This window comes from Hydrogenimonas sp., from assembly GCF_029932565.1.
Lineage (GTDB): Bacteria > Campylobacterota > Campylobacteria > Campylobacterales > Hydrogenimonadaceae > Hydrogenimonas.
The window spans coordinates 41,728-61,667 of record NZ_JAOZPV010000004.1 but is presented as its reverse complement, the minus strand read 5'-3'; the positions used below and the strand labels follow the sequence as shown (position 1 = coordinate 61,667).

Sequence of the window (19,940 nt, the reverse complement as noted above, 5' to 3'; positions counted from 1 at the left end):
TGGGATTGTACGCTGTTTTCCACCGCCTGCAGATTGATACAGCCGACTGTCGCGGCGATCGCAGCAAGGGAGAAGTAGCGTCCTCTAAAACCTTTGGCGAGTTTCATGATGTTTTCCTTTCATTATAAGATTGATACGACGTCCGGGCACTGGGCCGCTGAAGCTTGCCCCTCGCGGGGCAGACGGACCATCTTCGATATTCCGGGAACCGAAACATTTCTGCTTTTCCCACGCAACTGGGGCGAAGCCCGGCCGCCTGCGCTGGACGCCAGGCGGCTCCCGGAACCGGCTCCTCTTAAAGCGTTCTCTTCGCTTCCTGGAGGGCTGCGATCACTTCGTCGAGACTGTCTACGGGGATGTGGACTTTCCAGTCGGGTTCGTCACTGCTTTTATTGAGCCAAATGCCCACGCTGACAACGGGTTCGCTCTCCTCTCCGTAGGGTTCCCTGACCGTCGCGATGGTGATGATGCCGCTTTCTGTGTTTGCCAGAGGAATCTCTTTGATGATTTGGGACTCTTTCATTCGCTCTCCTTTGAGATGGGGTTGAACTGTTTCAGCATACGCGACAGCATCGCGTTGAGCTTGAGCCACCGCTTATGCTCCATGATGGGATAGCCGGCATACACCGTGCCACCTTTCAGGGATTTGGTAACCCCGGCTTTGGCAGCGATCGTACTGAAAGCACCGATAGTCAGATGCCCCATGGCACCGCTTTGGCCTCCCATGACAACATTGCGTTCCAAAATCGTCGAACCTGCAAGACCCACCTGTCCGGTCATGAGAGAGTGTTCCCCCACCACACAGTTATGAGCGATCTGGATCAGATTATCCAGTTTGGCACCTCGTTTGATGATCGTCGGTTCGATGGTACCCCGATCGATGGAGGTGTTGGAACCAATCTCCACGTCATCTTCGACGATCACGTTCCCCAGCTGGTAGAGCTTGATATGTTCACCCGTTTTCGTGTGGGCGAAACCATATCCGTCACTGCCGATGACTGTATTGGCATGTATGATGCAGCGTGCACCGATTCGGGTATCGTGATAGAGCACGACATTGGGGTAGAGAAGCGTGTCGTTGCCGATGGTGACACCGTCGCCGATGTAACACCCCGGCATGATCGTCACCCTGTCGCCAAGCACGACCTCTTTGCCGAAAGAGACATTCTCGGCGATGCGGCACTCCTCGCCGAATACCGGATCCGCACCCTCCGTTTTCATAGGTGCGGGTGCGAAGAGCCGGCTGGCGAGTGCCAATTTCAAATAGGGTTCCTCGTCGACCAGCGCGATGACTCCTTCCGGTACGTCTCCGGCATGTTTGGGCGCTATGATAACCGCACCCGCCTTCGTGGATTTGAGATCGTTCAGATACTTCGGATTGTCGAGAAAACTAAGCTGATCGGATTTGGCATTTTTCAGCGTTCCCAGTCCCGAAATCTCGATGTCGGCTCCATCGTAGGGAATGCCGATGGCATGAGCCAGTTCCCTCAGTCTCATTCACGCTCCATCGCCACGACACCACCGCGGACAATCTCCACAGGATGGAAGCGCTGGGCAGCTTCGATAAAGTGTTTGACCCGCTTCGGTTCATCGGCCACCATCGTGATGATATGCTGGCTGCTGACGTTGGCGATCCCTCCGTTGTAGGCTTCGCAGAGGGCCTGGATGTTGGCCAGCGACTCGTTGATCGGAAATTTCATCAGCACCATCTCTTTTTCGACCATCTCCTCATGTTCGATCACTTTATAGGTCGGAATGAGTTTGTGGAGCTGTTTGATGATCTGTTCGATGACCCGGACGTTTCCTCTCGTTTCGATGGTCAGGCGTGACATATTGCTCTCAGGAATCGGCGCAACCGTCAGGGTTTCGATATTGTATCCCCTTGCAGCGAAAAGACTCGTGATGCGGGCGAGGACACTGTGTTCGTTTTGTACGATTACGGAAATTACACGTCGTTCTATTTTCATCGTCAATCCTTGTATTCCAGCATCATATTGTAGAGCGTTCCGCCGCTCGGAACCATCGGAAGAACATTCTCTTCCCGATCCACAATGACATCAATCATCGCGACAACCCCTTTGTTGACCGCATCTTCCAGCGCCTCGTCGAAATCCTCCTTGGTCTCGACCCGATATCCGACTCCTCCACACGCTTCAGCCAGACGGACAAAATCCGGCTGGAAGCTGAGATCGGTTTCGGCATAGCGCTTGTCGTAAAAGAATGTCTGCCACTGACGCACCATACCGAGATAGTGGTTGTTGAGGATGATATTGACAACCGGCAGTCGGGCCTCCACTGCCGTCACCAGCTCCTGAATATTCATCAGAATCGAGCCATCCCCCGTGAAGTTGATACTCACCTTGTCGGGCATACCCCGTTTGACCCCCATCGCCGCAGGGAAGCCGAAGCCCATGGTTCCCAGTCCGCCGCTCGTAACAAGCTGACGCGGATAGCTGAAAGGATAGAACTGCGCCGTCCACATCTGGTGTTGCCCCACATCGGTGGAGACAACTGCCCTCTCACCCAGGATCTCTCCGACCCGTTTGATAACCCATTGGGGCTTGATCACTTTGTCACTGTCCTCGAATTGCATCGGATGGATTTCGTTGTAGCGTTTCAGAATGTTCCGCCATGCCTGGAAGCGGTCCGGATCGACACACTCCTTGACTTTCGGCATCATCACTTCCAATACCTCTTTGAGATCCCCGACGATCGGATAGTCCACATCGACCAGTTTGCCAATACTGCTGGGATCGATATCGACATGGATCACTTTTGCATGTTTGGCGAACTCGGAGAGTTTTCCCGTAACCCGGTCATCGAAACGGGGGCCCAGGGCGATCATCAGGTCCGCTTCGCTCATAGCCATGTTGGCCTGGTAGCTGCCGTGCATACCCACCATGCCCAGCAGCAGAGGATCGTCATGGCGCAGAGCTCCCCGGGCCATCAAAGTCTCCACAGCCGGAATCTGGGTCGTCTGGACAAATTCCCGGACCAGATCGGCACTGCCCGAACTGATGACACCACCGCCAAGATAGAAGACGGGACGTTTGGCATTGCAGATCGCTTCGGCTGCCTTTTTGATCTGGCGCACATTGCCTTTCGTCGTCGGACGGTAAGTCGGAAGATCGACATGGGTGGGATACTCGAACGTCGCCAACTCTGCCGTTACATCCTTGGGAATATCCACATGCACCGGCCCCGGTCGACCCGACGATGCGATGTAGAACGCCTCTTTCAGGATAAGGGGCAGCTCCTTGGCACTGCGGACGAGATAGTTGTGTTTGGTACAGGAGCGGCTGATACCTGTCGCATCGATCTCCTGAAAGGCGTCGGTTCCGATCATCGTGATCGGAACCTGCCCACTGATGACCACCATCGGCACCGAGTCCATATAGGCCGTGGCCAGTCCCGTTACGGCATTCGTAAAACCGGGGCCGCTGGTTACAAATGCAACACCCACTTTTCCGGTTGCCCGCGCGTAGCCGTCCGCCGCATGGACCGCTGCCTGCTCGTGACGGGTCAATATATGCCTGAAGTCGTTCTGCTTGTAGATTTCATCGTAAACGTTCATGATAGCGCCGCCAGGGTAGCCGAATACCGTATCGACCCCTTCCAGCTTCATCGCTTCGATCACCATCTGCGCGCCGGTCATCTCCATCGCCGCATCTCCTAAGGTTAGAAATTTGCTGATTATATCCCAGAGCACCTCTAAAAAGGCTGAAGATCGTTACGAGAAAGAAAATATTGGATTTCAAAAGCGGCAAGATGACAGATCGGACCATACGAAAACGGACCTCGCCACCTTTGTCATGCAGGTAAATGTTTTTCGGAAAACAGATCATTTATATCCAGGTTCCGACAGGCGGCAATCGCGACACCCTCTCTGAGTCCGTCATCGATAACGACAGCCTCTTCGAAGCCCAGCAGGCGGTAGAGATGATCAAAAATCAGAATGCCGGCCGCTATCAGATCTTCCCTGCCGACACCCACAAGCCTCTGCCTCTCTTCGTCTCCGAGGCTGAGGAGTCTTTCAAGCTGCGCATGGAGATCGTCGCGGTTCAATAGTGTCCCGTTGACTCTGCCCGCGTCATAGGTGGCATACTCCATTCCCAGCTTCATCGCGGCCACAGTCGTCGGCGTGCCTGCCGTCGCAACAAATATTTTCGGTTGGAATCCCCGGTGTCCGGCCATCTCGATATGTGAGCGCATCTCCCCCATCAGCGAGGGAAGTGCCTCCTCAATTCTGGCAAGTTCCCGGTAGCGCTGCGCGACCGTGACGATCCCGACAGGAAAACTTTCGATCAGAATGTTTCCCCGATCGAAAAAGACGATTTCGGTCGATCCGCCGCCAATGTCAGCCATGACGAAACGTTCGCTCTCCAAACGGAGTTTTTTGAGACGGGTTTTGACTGCAAGGAGTGTATATTTTGCCTCCTCTTCACCCGATATCACCCTGAAGCAGATACCGCTGCGACGATCGATCTCTTCAAGCACCTCCCCGGCATTCCCGGCGCGGCGAATCGCCTCGGTCGTGACGGCGACAATCTCTTCCGTTCCGTCGAGTCTCTCCCGCATCTCTTTCGCGGCCGCCACGATTCTATTCACCGCCTCTTTCGAAATTTTCCCGGTCTCCGTGATCCTGTCGGCCGTTCTGACGATCTTCTCATACTGCGCCAGCGGTTCAAGAGTTTCGCATGACAATGCCACCGCACGAAATGTATTGGACCCCAGGTCGACTGCGATCATACGATCGTCTCGGGCAATCCGATCGGATCGATTGTCCCGATCTCTTTGGCTTCAATCTCTTCGCCCATATCGCTCAGCCCATGATCCCTGAGCCACGCATCGAGTTCGTCATCCATACCGAAAAGGTCAAGATAGTTCCGGAGAGCCGGTGCCAGGCTGCCGGGTTCGCGCTCTGAAATGTTTTCGAGCTGTTCGAGATAGGCCTGCTTGAAGAGCGAAATGATTTTGACACGTTTCTGCGACAAATGGATGAAGGGATCAAACAGATTCTTCAGTCCTGCAACGTCGCCTTTCGATGCAGAGACTTCCGCACGTTTGACCACTTTCTGCCATGCCTCTTCGAGATTTTTGACGATCTGAGTCTCTTCGAGATAGGGATACTGCTCCAACATCCGATAAATCGCCTCGTAATTCTTCTCGGCAAAATAGCGCATCGCGGATGCATAAAGGTTCGCCTCTTCTTTCAGCTCCTCCGCCAGTTCGCGCTGATCGGGAAACTCTATCAACCTGGAAGCGAGCCGTGCCGTTTCGGCATAGTTCCCTCTCTCCAACTCCATCTTCGCCTTTTGCGTAATAGCCTCTGCCATGCGTTCGATTTTTCTGTACTCTTTCAGTTCACGAATCGCCGGATAGCGTTTGGCCAGCTCAATGGCTCCCTTGAAATCTTTTTTGACAACAAGTTTCATGAAGAGCTTGTAGATCTCTTTTTCGGCCAGAAGCGTCTGTATCAGAACACTTTTCCCCGAAATGCCGCGAAACGGTTTGAAAAGTTCTTTCACACGCTCCTCGCCTCCGTTTTGGAGGATGATTTTTTTCGCCTGCGAGAAGACCGCTTCCCACTCCTGCTCCATTCGTGCATAATAGCGATTGTGTTTGAGCATCGGATACTGCGCAGCGAGCGAATAGGCAAGCTGATATTTTCGGCTTTCGACGGCCGTTTTGAATCGTTCGAACTCTCTGTAATCATTCAGAAGCTGCTGCGTCAGAAGACGTTTCGAACTTTCGGCACTGAACGGTTCCAGGCGCTCTCTCGCTTCGTTGCGTCTCCCCTCTTCGAGCAGTTTGACTGCCTCTTCGCAGGCATCGTTCCACAACGCTTCGAGACGAATATAGGCACTGCTGTAGCGCAGCAGCGGATTCTCTTCGGCCAGTCGGTAGGCTTCGACAAGGTCGTCGGAGTCGATGGCCTCCTCCATCTTCGCGCTCTCTTTGAGCGGAGAGTTGAAGGTCACTTCTCCGTTTTCCAGACCCACGATGAGATAATTGCCCGATTTGGCATAGGCAATCTTTTTGATCGATTTGCTGTAGGAGAGATAGCGGAGTGAAAGCATCTCATACGTATTGAGATCATAGAGCGAAACGAGGCCGTTTTTGTCGGCTGCAAACAGAAATCTGTCATCGGGCGTCGTGCAGAACGATGTTACCTCGTCCAGCATTTTTTTGAGCCGTTTGACCACCTTGCTGTTGAAATAATCCCATACGACGATTTCTCCGCTTTTGTCGGCTGCCACAAGCCGATGGTCACTGATGAATTTGATCGTATTGATCGCACCGCCGTGCCCTCGGAGGCGGAAACTCTGGGAAAGCGACGAGATATTGGTCACCAGCACTTTGCGGTCGAAGCTTCCCGTCGCGATCCACTGTCCGTTGGGACTGAAATCGATCGCAGTGACGAAATCGGCATGGTGGGGGAGCGAAGCGATCATGCGTCCGGTCACCAGACTCCAGAGAAATGTCTTGCCATCCTGCCCACCGGTCGCGAGATATTCGTGTCTGTCACTGATACGGAGACTCTCCACATCTCCGTCATGGCGTTTGAAACGGTACAAAAGACGTTTGTGGATACCGCTGAAAACGGCCACCCCCTCTTTTTTGACAGCAAAGGCCACAAAACGTCCGTCGCGTGATACGTCACTGCCGTTGAGAAGATGGGGATCCTGCTGGATGGAGGTTTTGAAACCATCGAGAAGTTCGACCGGTCCGAGTTTGAAAAACCGGACCGTATTGTCGACATCGACAATGGCCACCCTCCGGCCTTCGACAGGCTTGATCGCGGTGATGGCACACTTGAACTGGAGCCTTTTTTCAACAATCATGGCGTCGTTCAGTGTTCCTCTTCAAAACGATACCCATAGTCGTGCAGCAGCCTTTTGATCAGCTGCTGATGCTCTTTGCCTTTCGTTTCCAGTGCAATCGACACGTAGGCATCACCGAATTTCAGATCGAGCGAAGTCCGGTCATAGCCGATCTGAACGATATTGGCCTGCGCATCTTTCAGAATTTCGGTCAGTTTCATCAGACTGCCGGGCTTGTCGACCAGCGTCACGACGAGTTTCATTTTCCGATAGGATTTCAACAAACCTTTTTCGATGATGACGGAGAGCATCGTCACATCGATATTCCCGCCGCTCAATACCGTGACGACCTTTGCATTCTCGGGCAGATCGAGGCGTCGGTGAAGCAGAGCTGCGACTCCGACGGCACCCGCACCTTCGACCACCAGCTTCTGTTTCTCCAGAAGGTAGAGAATCGCATTGGCGATTTCATCGTCGCTGACAAGCACAATATCGTCGACATAGCGGAGAATATAGGCAAGTGTCGTCGGCGAGGTATCACGTACGGCGATACCGTCGGCAATCGTTCTGACTCCCGTCGTATCGATCGGCTTTCTCGCATCGAACGAGAGTTTCATCGCCGGTGCACCTTCGGCAGCGACACCGATCACCTTGGTCCGGGGGGAGAGTACTTTGACCGCTGTAGCGATCCCACTGATAAGTCCCCCGCCGCCGACTGGAACAAGCAGTGCATCGGGGTACTCGCATCTGTCGAGGATTTCGAGTGCAATCGTTCCCTGTCCCGCAATCACCTGATCGTCCGCAAATGGGTGGATGAAGACACGTTTTTTCTCTTCCGCGAACTCTACCGCATACGCATACGCTTCATCGTAGTTTGTCCCCGAAAGCACGACCTCGGCACCATACGACTTGACACCGTCCACTTTTGTCAGCGGCGTCGTCTCCGGCATAATAATCGTGGCAGGGATATTGAAATATTTCGCTGCAAGGGCCACACCCTGTGCATGGTTGCCCGCACTCGCCGCTACGACACCTTTGGCACGCTCTTCGTCACTCAGCGATGCAATTTTGTTGAAAGCTCCACGGATCTTGAACGAACCGGTGGTCTGAAGATTCTCCTTCTTCAAATAGACTTCGAACCCGCTCGCCTCGCTCAGTTTCGGGGCATAGGAGAAGGGAGTGTCGACAGCTACTTTCCGTACCTGCTCATAGGCCGTTTGAATATCGTCCAGTCGAATCATGCGAGGTTTCTATGATCCACCATGGCGCAGCGGCTCTGCACCACTTTCATGCCGGCCTTTTTCGCCTCTTCCGCCGCGGCATTGTTCACAATCCCGGCTTGAAGCCAGACCACCTTCACATCACCCCGCTTTATGCATGCCTCGACAATCGGTCCGACGGCTGCCGGTTTTCTGAAAATATCCACCATATCGATTTGTCCGGGAATCTCTTTCAGCGAACGATAGACCTTCTCGCCCAGAATGGTCTCCTCTTTCGGATAAACCGGAATGATCTTGTATCCGACACTCTGAAGATACTTTGCAACCCGATGGCTGTCTTTTGTCGCATCGGGAGAGAGTCCGATCACCGCAATCGTTTTGACCTCTTTGAAAATATCCCGGATCTCGTCCGGATCGGCATTGATGGTTGGAAATTCACACTCCATAGTTCATCCTTTGTTTACAATTCTGACAATTTTTGCAACTGTCATTATGTACGTTAAATTGGGAAAAGTATAGCAAAAGAGGACTGAAATTCACGATGTGGAATCGGAATGACTTAACGGCACGGGGCCAATGCCCTGTCGGCTTTTCGGCGGCACACCTCGCAAAATCTGTATCCTTTGATGTCGGTTTCGGAAAGGGAGTTGGAAAAATGCATGACACAGTGCGGATCGGGACAATGCTCGAGCCCCAGTGTATGGCCGATTTCATGGACCGCTTCGGTTACGAGGCGTCGGAAAAACAGGTTCTCGTCTTCCACCATCCCGTAGAAACGGTTGGAGAGTCTGGCTGTAGAAATGACGGCGCAGCGGTATGCCGCCGATGCAAGACCGAAAACGAAATTGAGCTGACCTTCGTAGATGTCTTCATGGGTGATTCCGAGTACGATCTGGTTTTCCGCGGTTTTGCCCATGCAGGCGGCCCGCAGCAGCTCAAATGCCCTGTGCTGTCCTCTTTGGCTGTCAAAACTCCCCGCGGGAAGCGGTTCGGGCGAACTCCAGACCACCTCGAGAGAGAATATCTCTTCCAGCTTCAACGAGAGCGGGGATGCAAACCGCCACTCCCCTGCGAAAAAAGGGACAAGAAGTATGCTGCATGTACGATCCATCTCAATAGCCCATAAAATCCAACAATCTGTAGACAGCGAATGCCATCAGCCAGGCCAGCAGATTGGGATAGACCAGATAGAATCCCCGCCAGACCCACTGCGGAACCTCCACCCAGAAGGTACTCATGGCAGCGATGCAGGGCGAATAGATCATGATGATGACGATCAATGCGATCGCGGCCTTGAATGTAACATTTTCTCGGAGTCTCTGCAGAAGCGTGTTGCTCTTTTCATCCGCATCTCCCACTGCATAGAGCGTCGCGAGCGTCGAAACGACAACCTCTTTGGCTGCCAGTCCGGCTACCACCGCCACAGACATGCGCCAGTCGAATCCGATCGGATGGAAAACAGGTTCGAGCGTCTTGCCGATCTCTCCCAGATAACTCCGTTCGAGCACTTTGGAGATCATCTCGTTCTGCAGCTGCGCCTTCGCTTCCCCATCCTGTGTCATCTCGATTTTCTGCAGATAGCGGGCTTCGATTTCCGGCTGATGCGGGTATGTGCTTAAAAACCAGATGATCATCGAAGCCCCGGCGATGAACGTTCCGGCTTTTTTCAAAAAGAGCCTGGTTTTGATCCAGAGCTCCATTGCGAGCGCTTTCATCGAGGGGAAACGGTAGGGTGGCATCTCCATGACGAACGGTTCGGGCTCTCCCTTGAAAAGGAGTGTACGAAGGATTTTCGCGACAATCAGTCCGAGTATCGCACCGCTGATATAGATGATGAAAAGGATGTTTCCGGCCTGTGCCATCGGAAAAAATGCACCGATCAACAGCACATAGACCGGAAGTCTGGCGGAGCAGCTCATAAATCCGAGTATCAGCATCGTTATGATCCGATCGGTCGGATTTTTGAGCGTACGGGCAGCCATATATGCCGGTACGGTACAGCCGAAACCGCTGACAAGAGGAATGAACGCTTTCCCCTGCAGACCGAACTTCTTCATAAAGCCGTCGAGCAGAAACGCCGTTCTTGCCATGTAGCCGGTCTGCTCGAGCAGATTGATCCCCATAAAAAGAATCAGAATATTCGGCAGAAACATGATGATCGATCCGACAGCCGGAATCACGCCATCGGCCAGAACCGACTGGATCGCTCCGTCCGGAAGCACGGCTTTGACGAGATTCGACATTTCGGTGAAAGCCGCATCGATCATATCCATCGGTATCGATCCGACTTCGAACGTCAGCTGGAACAGAAGCCACATGAAAAAGAGGAAAATCGGCAGCCCGAAAACCGGATGGATCAGCAGTTTGTCGAGACGATCGGTCAACGTCACTTTTTTCTGCGGTTTCCGGACCGCTTCCATCACCAGCGCCTTCGAGAGCGCATAGCGGTCACCGCTCAGGACGTCGCTGGTGCTCTCTTCATCGTATTCCAGCTCAAGTTCGCGGTAGATCTTCCCGAGCATTTCATGCAGCTCGATGAAAATCGGCAGATCATGGATGATTTTGTATATATCTTCATCCCTGTCCAAAAGCCGGATTGCAATGAAACGGGCATACTCCGGATCCTTGAAATGGGGTGATTTGTGAAGGACTTTGACGATCCGGTTGACCTGCTCTTCGATCCGCTCATCGTAATAGAGTTTGTTTTTCGGTTTTTCACTTTCGTAGGTAACGATGATCTGATCGATGATTTCGTCGACCCCGCGATGCTCTTTCGCCGATGTCAGAACGACGGGAATCCCGAGAAGCTCTTCGAGCTTGTGTCTGTCAATCTCTCCACCCTGCTTTTCGATCTCGTCGATCATATTGACAACGAGAATCATCTTCTTCTGCATATCCATCAGCTGCATCGTAAAGATGAGATTGCGTGAGAGTGTATTGGCGTCGACGACATTGACTATCAGGTCGTAATCTTCTTCATAGAGGTATTTTTTGGCGACATGCTCCTCGGGCGTATAGGCATTGAGTGAATAGATGCCCGGCAGGTCGATAATCTCGATTTCGTAATCGCCTTTTTCGATAAAGACCTCTTTTTTTTCGACTGTCACACCGGAAAAATTTCCGACATGGAGTCTGGCTCCGGTCACCGAATTGATGATGGACGATTTACCGACATTCGGCTGTCCGGCCAGCGCGACCCTGATTTTTTTCACGTATCACACTCCTGCGACTCAATGAAAATCGATGCGGCCTCTTCCTCGCGCAACGCGATCTTGGTACCGTCACTCTCGACTTCCCAAGTCTGCTTGGCGAGGGTATGATCGAGAATTTTGATGTGACTCCCTTTGGCAAGCCCCAAAGAGAAGAGCCTCCCTTTGATCGGCTCCCGGGCACGAATCCGGGCAATCGTCCCTTCGCATCCGATTCTACATTTCGTAATCGGCTTCATCCTCTCCCTTTACGATGGCATCTACGCATAATTTGGCCAAATTATAGAGCAAAAAAATTTCAAAGTCAATCATGTTGATAATCATTTTCAATCTACACTCCGTTCCGATTCCCATTCGTTCACAATCGCTCCACGCCGTTTATGTTACAATTCCACAAATTTGCACATAGGGAGAGTTATGAAAAAGATAATCTTTGCCTCGTTGCTGCTCGTTTCAACCCTTCTGTTCGCCGAGGAGATGGAATACGCCGACGATATCGACGGAAAGGAGGCGGCACGGATGATCAAAGAGGAGAGTGCCATCCTGATCGACGTACGTGATCCCGTCGAATTTCTCTATGCCGGACATGCCGTCGGTTCGGTCAATATTCCCGTCTTTTTCGTACGGATCGATCTTCCTCCGCTCGACACCCGCCTGAAAGTGGCGAAAGTCGAAGAGAAAAACGGCAAAGCGGTACATGCCAAAAAGACCTACCGACCGATGATGGACGAAAATAAAAAATTTGTCGAGGAGGTCAGAAAACTTGCCAAAGGCAATACGCAGAAACCGATTGTCATTCTCTGCCGAAGCGGGGAACGTTCCGTCTATGCCGCCAACAAACTGGCAAAAAACGGATTTGAAAACGTCTACAATCTCGAAGGCGGATTCGTCTTCGACTGGAAAGCCGAAGGACTCCCCTCCGGCGGAGAATAAATTGCAAAGGATACCGAAATGATAAAAAAAAGTGTTCTAATCGCACTTCTGGGCATGGGTCTCTCCCTTCAGGCCGGCATTTTCGACGATGCCATGAAACAGGCAGAAAGCTATACACAAAGCAGCCAGAAAACAACGGAGACGGAGCAGGAATCTGCCGGCCTCCTTTCCGCACTTACAGGCAATCTTGGCATCACCGACAAACAGGCAGCGGGCGGTACGGCAGCGCTGATGAGCACGGCAGCCCAAAGCATGCCCCAGACCAACTATGCGGAACTGCTCAAAAGCGTACCGGGCCTCTCCTCACTGGTACAGGGCAACGAAACACTCGTCAACGGCGCCGCTCAGATGTTAGGCAACAGCGACATGGTTGGAAGTACTTTCAAAGCACTCGGCATGGATAGCGGCATGGTGGGAAAATTCGCCCCGGTTCTACTCGACTACATCAAACAATACGCCACGCCGGAGAATGTCAGCCTGCTGAAACAGGCGTGGAGTGCATTCCTTTAGTGAAACGTTGAAAACTAAAAACTAAAAGTTTAGGAGGCGGCTTTGTCGCTTCCATCTTTCCTGATTTTTTCATTCAAAATAAAAAGCGAGCATAGCGCAGCTTCCCCAACTTTTCACTATTAACTTTTCACTAAAACGACTCCCGCCTCCATATGCTCCGTATAGGGAAACTGGTCGAAAAGTGCCGCATCCATCACCCTGTGGGTCTGCGTCAGTCTATCCAGGTCCCGTGTCAAGGTTTCGGGATTGCAGGAGATATAGATGATCGTGTCGAAACGCGAAATGAGCTTGCGGGTCCCTTCGTCAAGCCCTGCCCGGGGCGGATCGACCAGTACGGTTCCGATATTGTAATCGGAAAGATCCACCTCTTTCAGCCGTGTGAACTGCCGTTTCCCCTCCAGTGCTTCGGTAAACTCTTCGCTGCTCATCCGTACAAACGTGATGTTTGTAACGCCGTTGAGTTTACAGTTTTCAAGAGCCGCCTTGATGGAGCGTTTGGAGATTTCGGTGGCGATCACCTTCTCAAAAAGCGTCGAAAGGGGGATCGTGAAGTTGCCGGCGCCGGCGTAGAGTTCGCAAAAATCCCCTTCCCCGAACCGGGAAACCTGCCGCATCGCCCATTCGACCATTTTGACGTTGACGAGAGGGTTGGGCTGGGTGAAACTCTGCTCGTATTGGCGGTAATGCCAGGTGTGTCCGGCGATGTCGAGCGATTCCGTCACGAACTCTTCATCCAGTACAATCTTCTGCTTCCGGCTGCGGCCGATGATTTTAATACCAAGCTCCACCTGCAACTTTCGCGCACGCTCCTCCCATACCGCATCCAATCTGCGATGGTAGAGCATCGTTACCAAAATCTCATCGGTAGTTGCAGAGAGAAACTCGATGCCGAAAAGTTTGCGCGAAAGTTCCTTCTCTTCATTGATGAGATCCATCAGTTTCCACATCCGTTTCGCGATCGGCTCGGCCACCATGTTGCACTCTTCCAGCACCACGAACCGCTTTTTGTCCAGGTGTCGCATCGCGTAGTGACAGCCGGTATCATCGTGGAAGATCTTGAATTCCGCGCGGGCACGGTAATGGGCGTCGGGAGAAGGGAACGGCGTGATCGCGGCCCGGTAGAAAGGTTCCAGCATGGCGCTGAGCCGCCCCATCTTCCCGGCCAGCTGCGCCGCATAACTCTTCTCGTAAAGCGAACAGCTTCCACATGCCCCAAAATGCTTACAATGCATCAAACATATCTCCGAATGACCAATGACAGTGTGCGCAGCACACGAAATGACCAGCGCCCACAGGGTGCGAAATGACCGAGTTTCAAATGTTTCATTTGAAACTCTCTACCAGATTGCCGACGAGCAGATGCCATCCGTCCACCAACACAAAAATCAGGATTTTGAAAGGGAGCGATATCATGACCGGCGGCAGCATCATCATACCCATACTCATCAGGACCGAACTGACAACCATATCGATGACGAGAAAGGGAAGGAAGATCAGAAAACCTATCTCGAACGCCGTCTTGAGTTCGCTGATCATGAATGCCGGCAGGAGGATCGGCAATGTCACCTCCTCTTCGGTGGTCGGATTCGGGAGGTTCCGGATACGGTAAAAGAGGGCAAGATCCGATTCGCGGGTATTCCGAAGCATGAAACTTTTAAAAGGTTTGACCGCTTCGTCATAGGCCACTTCATATCCGATCTTCTTGTCCATGTAGGGTTGGATGCCCTTCTCGTACGCCTCTTTTCCCATCGGTTCCATGATGAAAAGGGTCAGTACCAGTGCCAGAGTAACCAGAAGCTGCGTCGGCGGCGTCTGCTGGGTACCGAGCGCCTGCCGCAGAAAGGCGAAGACGACGATGAGCCGAAGGAAACTCGTCATCACGAGAATCAGGGAAGGTGCCAGAACGAGAAGTGTCAGAACGATAATGATGTTGAGCGTATTGACGAGATCCTTCGGTTCCGCCGGTGCGCTCATCGTCAGATTGACAGTTGGCACATCGACCGCACCGAAAAGAGGCAAAAGCAAAAAAGGGAGGCTTGCAAACAGCAGTTTCGGCATCAATTTCATTCGACTATTTTAGCCTATTCAGGCTTTAAACCAGCATCAAGAATCGATTTTCTCGCTTTGCCTTCCAATTCCGGTTCATTCGAGAAGAAGTAGAGGTCGACCCGCCTGTTTTTGGCCCGGCCTTCGGGTGTCGCATTGGTTGCGATCGGTTTGAACTCGGCATTGCCGCATGCCGAAAGGCGTTTGGGATCGACCCCGTCTTTGATGAGTTCTTTCACCACGGAGACGGCACGCGCTGCAGAGAGTTCCCAGTTGTCCCGGAACGGGCTGCTGGGACCGGGCCGCGTGTTGTCGGTATGGCCGCGGACATTTACCAGAAGCGTATTGGGAAGTCTGTCGATAATCATTGCGATCCGTTTCAGAAACAGAATCGCATCCATGTTTTCGATTTTCGCCTCTTCCGGCCTGAAAAGAAGTTCGGCAGGCAGACGGAGCAGAAATCCTTTCTCCGACTCTTCCAGCGCGACGGGCGTAGCACCCTGGCTCATCATGATTTCGTTCATCTCGTTTTTCAGAGAAACCATCTGCATCCACATTTTGCTGATCTGGTCCGCCATCTGCGACTGGCTCTGCTGCGACGTCTCTATCTCGGTCGGAGAAGTGGCGGCGGCCCCGCCCCCCGTACCGCTCTCCATACGGCGTTCCTGCAACTCCGACCGCTCGCCTCCTTCCAGTACGCTGAGCGCACCCGCCAACGATCCGATCGCCTCTTCGAGTTTTTTCGCATCCATCGTCGACATCGAAAGAAGGAGTACGAAAAAACAGAGCAGCAGACTCATCAGATCTCCGAATGCCGCCAGCCAGCCAGGCATACATTTCGGACATTCCGGACACTTCTGTTTCGCCATCTATGAAGACCTATTCAAATTGACTGATCCGCTCGTTCGGAGGTAGGAATGAGAGAAGTTTCGCTTCGAGTGTGCGGGGGTTGTCCCCGGCCTGAATCGACATGATTCCTTCGAGGATGATGGTTTTGACGAGGTTCTCGTCGGCATCACGGATATTGAGGATATTCGCGATGGGCGTACCGAAGATGTTTCCGATCATCGCGCCATACATCGTCGTAAGCAACGCGACCGCCATCGAAGGTCCGATCGCACTCGGATCGGACATGTTCAAAAGCATCGCGACCAGACCGATCAGGGTACCGATCATACCCATCGCACCGGCCAGACCCGCCCACTGATCGAAAATGGCCGCATTCGCTTTGTGGCGTTCGCTCGTCTGTTCCATTTCGATCTCCAGGAGTTCGCGAATCGTGTCGGGCTCGTTTCCGTCGACCGCCATGGAGAGGCCCTTCTTCAAAAATTCGTTCTCTTCGTTGTTGGCGGCCGCCTCGAGCGACAAAATGCCGTCACGTCGTGCCTGCGTCGAATATTCGACCAGTTTTTTGATCAGCTCCGCCACATTCTCCTGCGGCGGTTTGATGGCGATCATGAAGATTTTGACAAAATTCTTCATCTGCTCCATTTTGAACGCCACCAGCAGCGCCCCGATGGAACCCCCGATGACAATCAAGACGGAGGGGATGTCGATATAGGCACCGACACCGACCCCCATGGCCATCGCACCGAACAGCAGGCCAAGAATCAATACCAAACCGATGACACTACCTAAGTCCATCGACACTCCTGATTTTCATAAAAAATTTTTTTCTTTGTTTACCGCCACGGCTCTTTGTTGTTTTGACCAATGGCATCGTGCTATAAATCGGCAATTTGAAAATAATGCTAAACGACAGGTACCGATGGAATGCAGTCCAATATCGAAATCGTCGCCAAAATTTGGTACATTTTAATCTTTATTGCGTTAAAATCACCTAAAATTCAATGTTCTTGCGTAAGGTAAACCATGTCTCTATCTGTGATCATTCTCGCAGCCGGTCAGGGCACGCGAATGAAATCCGATCTTCCGAAAGTTCTGCACCCGATCAGCGGTCTGCCGATGCTGCACTACGCTATCAGGGCGGCCCAGGCTCTCAGCGACGACATCACCGTCGTTCTCTATCATCAGGCCGACCGGATCAAAGATGCCATCACGGCTTCGTTCGAAGGTATCGCATTCAAAATTCAGGATCATTCAAACTATCCGGGAACGGGCGGCGCCGTCATGGATATCGAAACGGACCATGACCGAATTCTCGTACTGAACGGCGATATGCCGCTCGTTACCGCCGAAGCACTCGAACCACTGGTAAACAGCGATGCCGATATCGTCATGAGTGTTTTCGATCTCGAAAACCCTTCCGGATACGGCAGAGTCGTCGTTGAAAACGGAGAGGTCCAGGCGATTGTCGAAGAGAAAGACTGTACCGAGGAGCAGAAACGCATCAAGACCGTCAATGCCGGCGTCTATGTATTCAGAAAAGAGATCATGGAACGCTATCTTCCTCTCCTTTCCAACGAAAACGCCCAGGCTGAATACTATCTGACCGATATCGTCAAAATGGCGCGTGATGAAGGGAGACACATCATTCCGGTCTGGGTCGAAGAGGAGGCGTTCAAAGGGGTCAATTCGCGGTTCGACCTCGCCCACGCCGAAGAGATCATGCAGAATCGGATCAAAGAGAGATGGATGCGTGCCGGCGTCACGATGCATCTGCCTCGGACCATCTACATCGACTCCCGTGCGACATTTCATGGTGACTGCACCCTCGACAACGGTGTCACGATTCACGGCGAAACGATCATCACATCGAGCCATATCAGATCGCACACCGTTGTCGAAGAGGCCGACATACGGCATTCGAGCTGCGGTCCGATGGCACGCATACGGCCCGGGAGCATTCTCGAAGATACCCATATCGGCAATTTTGTCGAAGTCAAAAAATCACACCTCAAAGGGGTCAAAGCGGGCCATCTCAGCTATCTCGGCGATGCGGAAATCGGCGAGGGGACCAACATCGGCGCCGGCACCATCACCTGCAATTACGACGGTGTGAAAAAATACAAGACGAAAATCGGGAAAAATGTATTTGTCGGCAGCGACACGCAGTTGGTCGCACCCGTCACGATCGAAGACAATGTGATGATAGCGGCCGGAACGACCGTGACCGACGATGTGGGGGAAGGATCGTTGGCCATCTCCCGCACGCCGCAAAAGATCGTCGCCAACTTTTTCCATCGATTTTTCAAAACAGGAAAGAGATAACCGATGCTTGAGCAGGTGCGCCTCGACGGCAAAAAAATTCTCATTGGTGTGACAGGAAGCATAGCCGCCTACAAAGCATGCGAGCTGGTGCGTCTCTATGTAAAGGCGGGGGCGGATATTCGTATCGTCATGACCGAATCGTCCAAACGATTCGTCTCCCCACTGACATTCGAAGCGCTCGGCAACTGCGCCGTTTTACACGAAGAGACCGAAAGCTGGGCAAACGACATCAACCACATCGCGCTGGGAGATTGGGCCGATCTGTTTGTTATCGCACCGGCCAGTGCCAACACGATCAACAAGATGGCGGCGGGCATCGCCGACAATCTGCTGCTCCAGACCGCCCTCGCCTTTCCGAAAATGATGCTCCTGGCACCGGCAGCCAACACACGCATGATCGAACATCCGATTACGGTCGCCAACATGAAAAGATTGGCCCTGCACCATATCGAGACGGTCGAACCTCAAACCAAAATGCTGGCCTGCAATACGGTCGGCAAAGGGGCGATGGCGGAACCGGAAACGATTTTCGCGGCATCTCTCAAGCATCTTTTCGAAGATACGTATTGGAAACAGCGCCGCGTCGTCGTAACGGGAGGCGGCACGATCGAAAAAATCGACGAAGTCCGCTATCTCTCCAACTTTTCGAGCGGCAAGATGGCCGAAGCGCTCGTCACGGCACTCTATGCCAGAGGTGCCGATGTCTGTTACATCACGACACGGGAACCGCAAAGCATTCCGCCGGTTCATGTTATCAAAGTCGAAAGTGCCCGTGAAATGCTGGAGTATACACAGGATGCCCTGCGTGTGGCGAAAAAAGGGGTGCTGAGCAAGCCCTCTTTCCACTCCGAATCGAACCAGCCAGAGCTGATCCGGAAAACACCATGGCTCTTCATGACCGCGGCAGTCGGTGACTATCGTCCCGCCTATCCGCAGCAGGGAAAACTCAAAAAAGAGACGCTCGGCGAAACATGGCAGCTTGAACTGGTCAAAAATCCGGATATTCTGAAAGAACTGGATAGAAGCGGCGTGAAAACCGTTGCATTCAAAGCGGAAATGGATCCGGAAAGGGGGTTGGAACATGCCCAGCGGACTCTAGTCGAAAAAGGGGTCGACGCCGTGGCGCTGAACATGCTTCGCGACAGCAAAAGTTTCGGCAGCGACACCAACGCCATCACACTCATTACTGCTGATGGCCGCATCGAGATCCCCCAGGCCAACAAAACCGATATCGCCTTTTCCATGCTGGAGAGTCTCAAAGATATATGATTTTCGGACTCACTCCCGTCAAGGCGACCCAGGCGCTTCTTGGCAAACTGGCTGCCATCGAAATGAACGCACTCCTGCAGATCGGTATCAAAGTGCTCGAGAAACAGGATTCGCAGCACTTTCTTATCCAGATGGGACGGCACACGTTCACGACCAAAAGCGAGACACCGCTTGAACCCGGAAGGGACTACTGGGTCGAAATGGCGCAGACACGCGAAGGCATCGTTCACCTCAAACGGCTCCACCCCAAACCGCATATGCTCCAGAAACATTTCCCGGAACATTTCGGGTCTGACTTTTTGGAACGGTTGACTGAAAAACCGGATCCATCCACCCATTTGAAAGAGCAGCTGCTGCAGAACATGGCGTCGGCAGGCAGCAAAGAGCAGTTTCAGAATCTGACACAGCTTCTTCTCTCGCTGCATCAGGGCATCGTGACACTGCCGATAGAGGAGCGGGGGAAAAAGATGCTTCTGCAGATGAGGAAGAAGAAAAAACGCGAAGGTTTAAACCAAAACAGTGTAGAATTTTACGCAGCGATGAACAATCTGGGCCCCATTGAGGGAACGATACACCGTACGGAACATCGTCAGCTCCTGAAGCTCGAACTCTTCTATCCCAAAAGTCTTGTACTTCTGGAGAGAGAGAAAGAGCATCTCAACGGATTTGACCAAATCGAGATCCGACTGAAAACGGAATCCATTGAACCCTTTTGGGACGGTGCACAGCCCGGACTGCTGGATATCAAAGGTTGAGAT

Annotated in this window: 20 protein-coding genes; 5 read left to right on the top strand and 15 right to left on the bottom strand. The window is 52.6% G+C overall.

The genetic code is table 11. From position 1 onward, the window contains the following. Window positions 1–295: 295 nt before the first annotated feature. From Q1K24_RS01385 to Q1K24_RS01335, 11 genes are all read right to left on the bottom strand, one after another. Window positions 296–523, bottom strand: coding sequence for a hypothetical protein (locus Q1K24_RS01385; RefSeq protein WP_300364867.1), 228 nt, complete (start codon window positions 521–523; stop codon window positions 296–298). Further along, the gene (gene lpxD / locus Q1K24_RS01380) at window positions 520–1,497 is read right to left on the bottom strand and encodes a UDP-3-O-(3-hydroxymyristoyl)glucosamine N-acyltransferase (RefSeq protein ID WP_300364865.1); all 978 of its coding nucleotides are present in this window, start codon (window positions 1,495–1,497) and stop codon (window positions 520–522) included. The genes Q1K24_RS01385 and lpxD overlap by 4 nt, the downstream gene beginning before the upstream one ends. Further along, window positions 1,494–1,967 (bottom strand): acetolactate synthase small subunit, encoded by a 474-nt coding sequence (ilvN, locus tag Q1K24_RS01375; protein ID WP_300364863.1) that lies wholly within the window; start codon window positions 1,965–1,967, stop codon window positions 1,494–1,496. Before ilvN ends, lpxD begins: the two co-directional genes overlap by 4 nt. A 2-nt stretch (window positions 1,968–1,969) precedes the next feature. Further along, window positions 1,970–3,661: an acetolactate synthase large subunit gene (locus tag Q1K24_RS01370; RefSeq protein WP_300364861.1), complete on the bottom strand. Its 1,692-nt coding sequence runs from the start codon at window positions 3,659–3,661 to the stop codon at window positions 1,970–1,972. A gap of 149 nt (window positions 3,662–3,810) precedes the next feature. After that, the gene (locus Q1K24_RS01365) at window positions 3,811–4,749 is read right to left on the bottom strand and encodes a phosphatase (protein WP_300364859.1); all 939 of its coding nucleotides are present in this window, start codon (window positions 4,747–4,749) and stop codon (window positions 3,811–3,813) included. Continuing rightward, window positions 4,746–6,845, bottom strand: a complete 2,100-nt coding sequence (locus Q1K24_RS01360; protein WP_300364857.1) for a hypothetical protein — start codon at window positions 6,843–6,845, stop codon at window positions 4,746–4,748. The genes Q1K24_RS01365 and Q1K24_RS01360 overlap by 4 nt, the downstream gene beginning before the upstream one ends. A gap of 8 nt (window positions 6,846–6,853) precedes the next feature. Then, entirely contained in the window at window positions 6,854–8,065 is a 1,212-nt protein-coding gene (gene ilvA / locus Q1K24_RS01355; protein WP_300364855.1) for a threonine ammonia-lyase, read from the bottom strand. Further along, window positions 8,062–8,490 carry a CoA-binding protein gene (locus tag Q1K24_RS01350; protein ID WP_300364853.1) on the bottom strand — a complete coding sequence of 143 codons (429 nt, stop codon included), beginning with the start codon at window positions 8,488–8,490 and terminating at the stop codon, window positions 8,062–8,064. The genes ilvA and Q1K24_RS01350 overlap by 4 nt, the downstream gene beginning before the upstream one ends. Before the next feature lie 113 nt (window positions 8,491–8,603). Then, window positions 8,604–9,155 (bottom strand): archaemetzincin family Zn-dependent metalloprotease, encoded by a 552-nt coding sequence (locus Q1K24_RS01345; RefSeq protein ID WP_300364851.1) that lies wholly within the window; start codon window positions 9,153–9,155, stop codon window positions 8,604–8,606. 1 nt (window position 9,156) lies between these two features. Next, on the bottom strand, window positions 9,157–11,256 hold the full coding sequence (gene feoB / locus Q1K24_RS01340; RefSeq protein WP_300364849.1) for a ferrous iron transport protein B: 2,100 nt from the start codon (window positions 11,254–11,256) through the stop codon (window positions 9,157–9,159). Next, window positions 11,253–11,492: a FeoA family protein gene (locus tag Q1K24_RS01335; RefSeq protein ID WP_300364847.1), complete on the bottom strand. Its 240-nt coding sequence runs from the start codon at window positions 11,490–11,492 to the stop codon at window positions 11,253–11,255. Before Q1K24_RS01335 ends, feoB begins: the two co-directional genes overlap by 4 nt. 178 nt (window positions 11,493–11,670) lie before the next feature. Here Q1K24_RS01335 and Q1K24_RS01330 point away from each other — a divergent pair, with 178 nt between their 5' ends. Continuing rightward, the gene (locus tag Q1K24_RS01330; RefSeq protein ID WP_300364846.1) at window positions 11,671–12,186 is read left to right on the top strand and encodes a rhodanese-like domain-containing protein; all 516 of its coding nucleotides are present in this window, start codon (window positions 11,671–11,673) and stop codon (window positions 12,184–12,186) included. 18 nt (window positions 12,187–12,204) lie between these two features. Beyond that, a complete protein-coding gene (locus tag Q1K24_RS01325; RefSeq protein WP_300364844.1) occupies window positions 12,205–12,696 on the top strand; it encodes a DUF2780 domain-containing protein in 492 nt (163 codons plus the stop codon). Window positions 12,697–12,815: 119 nt separating this feature from the next. Here Q1K24_RS01325 and trmA read toward each other — a convergent pair whose 3' ends face one another. From trmA to Q1K24_RS01305, 4 genes are all read right to left on the bottom strand, one after another. Beyond that, complete coding sequence (gene trmA, locus Q1K24_RS01320; RefSeq protein WP_300364842.1) at window positions 12,816–13,928, bottom strand: tRNA (uridine(54)-C5)-methyltransferase TrmA; 1,113 nt, start codon at window positions 13,926–13,928, stop codon at window positions 12,816–12,818. 91 nt (window positions 13,929–14,019) lie between these two features. After that, complete coding sequence (fliP, locus tag Q1K24_RS01315) at window positions 14,020–14,763, bottom strand: flagellar type III secretion system pore protein FliP (RefSeq protein WP_300364840.1); 744 nt, start codon at window positions 14,761–14,763, stop codon at window positions 14,020–14,022. 14 nt (window positions 14,764–14,777) lie between these two features. Then, a complete protein-coding gene (locus Q1K24_RS01310; protein WP_300364838.1) occupies window positions 14,778–15,611 on the bottom strand; it encodes a flagellar motor protein MotB in 834 nt (277 codons plus the stop codon). A gap of 10 nt (window positions 15,612–15,621) precedes the next feature. Further along, window positions 15,622–16,386, bottom strand: coding sequence for a motility protein A (locus tag Q1K24_RS01305; protein ID WP_300364836.1), 765 nt, complete (start codon window positions 16,384–16,386; stop codon window positions 15,622–15,624). Window positions 16,387–16,614: 228 nt separating this feature from the next. Between Q1K24_RS01305 and glmU the strand changes: the two genes are divergently transcribed. From glmU to Q1K24_RS01290, 3 genes are read left to right on the top strand one after another with little or no spacing between them, the layout of a single operon-like run. Then, entirely contained in the window at window positions 16,615–17,913 is a 1,299-nt protein-coding gene (glmU, locus tag Q1K24_RS01300; protein ID WP_300364834.1) for a bifunctional UDP-N-acetylglucosamine diphosphorylase/glucosamine-1-phosphate N-acetyltransferase GlmU, read from the top strand. Between the two features lie 3 nt (window positions 17,914–17,916). Further along, on the top strand, window positions 17,917–19,182 hold the full coding sequence (coaBC, locus tag Q1K24_RS01295; RefSeq protein WP_300364832.1) for a bifunctional phosphopantothenoylcysteine decarboxylase/phosphopantothenate--cysteine ligase CoaBC: 1,266 nt from the start codon (window positions 17,917–17,919) through the stop codon (window positions 19,180–19,182). Continuing rightward, complete coding sequence (locus Q1K24_RS01290) at window positions 19,179–19,937, top strand: hypothetical protein (protein WP_300364830.1); 759 nt, start codon at window positions 19,179–19,181, stop codon at window positions 19,935–19,937. The genes coaBC and Q1K24_RS01290 overlap by 4 nt, the downstream gene beginning before the upstream one ends. The last annotated feature ends 3 nt before the right edge of the window (window positions 19,938–19,940 follow it).

What these genes read in the sequence shown, in the direction of transcription:
- fliP (WP_300364840.1), bottom strand. Translation starts at nt 14,763, where the DNA reads ATGAAATTGATGCCGAAACTGCTGTTTGCAAGCCTCCCTTTTTTGCTT.
- Q1K24_RS01325 (WP_300364844.1), top strand. Translation starts at nt 12,205, where the DNA reads ATGATAAAAAAAAGTGTTCTAATCGCACTTCTGGGCATGGGTCTCTCC.
- Q1K24_RS01365 (WP_300364859.1), bottom strand. Translation starts at nt 4,749, where the DNA reads ATGATCGCAGTCGACCTGGGGTCCAATACATTTCGTGCGGTGGCATTG.
- Q1K24_RS01310 (WP_300364838.1), bottom strand. Translation starts at nt 15,611, where the DNA reads ATGGCGAAACAGAAGTGTCCGGAATGTCCGAAATGTATGCCTGGCTGG.
- lpxD (WP_300364865.1), bottom strand. Translation starts at nt 1,497, where the DNA reads ATGAGACTGAGGGAACTGGCTCATGCCATCGGCATTCCCTACGATGGA.
- coaBC (WP_300364832.1), top strand. Translation starts at nt 17,917, where the DNA reads ATGCTTGAGCAGGTGCGCCTCGACGGCAAAAAAATTCTCATTGGTGTG.
- ilvA (WP_300364855.1), bottom strand. Translation starts at nt 8,065, where the DNA reads ATGATTCGACTGGACGATATTCAAACGGCCTATGAGCAGGTACGGAAA.
- Q1K24_RS01360 (WP_300364857.1), bottom strand. Translation starts at nt 6,845, where the DNA reads ATGATTGTTGAAAAAAGGCTCCAGTTCAAGTGTGCCATCACCGCGATC.
- glmU (WP_300364834.1), top strand. Translation starts at nt 16,615, where the DNA reads ATGTCTCTATCTGTGATCATTCTCGCAGCCGGTCAGGGCACGCGAATG.
- trmA (WP_300364842.1), bottom strand. Translation starts at nt 13,928, where the DNA reads ATGCATTGTAAGCATTTTGGGGCATGTGGAAGCTGTTCGCTTTACGAG.
- ilvN (WP_300364863.1), bottom strand. Translation starts at nt 1,967, where the DNA reads ATGAAAATAGAACGACGTGTAATTTCCGTAATCGTACAAAACGAACAC.
- Q1K24_RS01350 (WP_300364853.1), bottom strand. Translation starts at nt 8,490, where the DNA reads ATGGAGTGTGAATTTCCAACCATCAATGCCGATCCGGACGAGATCCGG.
- Q1K24_RS01385 (WP_300364867.1), bottom strand. Translation starts at nt 523, where the DNA reads ATGAAAGAGTCCCAAATCATCAAAGAGATTCCTCTGGCAAACACAGAA.
- Q1K24_RS01335 (WP_300364847.1), bottom strand. Translation starts at nt 11,492, where the DNA reads ATGAAGCCGATTACGAAATGTAGAATCGGATGCGAAGGGACGATTGCC.
- Q1K24_RS01370 (WP_300364861.1), bottom strand. Translation starts at nt 3,661, where the DNA reads ATGGAGATGACCGGCGCGCAGATGGTGATCGAAGCGATGAAGCTGGAA.
- Q1K24_RS01345 (WP_300364851.1), bottom strand. Translation starts at nt 9,155, where the DNA reads ATGGATCGTACATGCAGCATACTTCTTGTCCCTTTTTTCGCAGGGGAG.
- Q1K24_RS01305 (WP_300364836.1), bottom strand. Translation starts at nt 16,386, where the DNA reads ATGGACTTAGGTAGTGTCATCGGTTTGGTATTGATTCTTGGCCTGCTG.
- Q1K24_RS01330 (WP_300364846.1), top strand. Translation starts at nt 11,671, where the DNA reads ATGAAAAAGATAATCTTTGCCTCGTTGCTGCTCGTTTCAACCCTTCTG.
- Q1K24_RS01290 (WP_300364830.1), top strand. Translation starts at nt 19,179, where the DNA reads ATGATTTTCGGACTCACTCCCGTCAAGGCGACCCAGGCGCTTCTTGGC.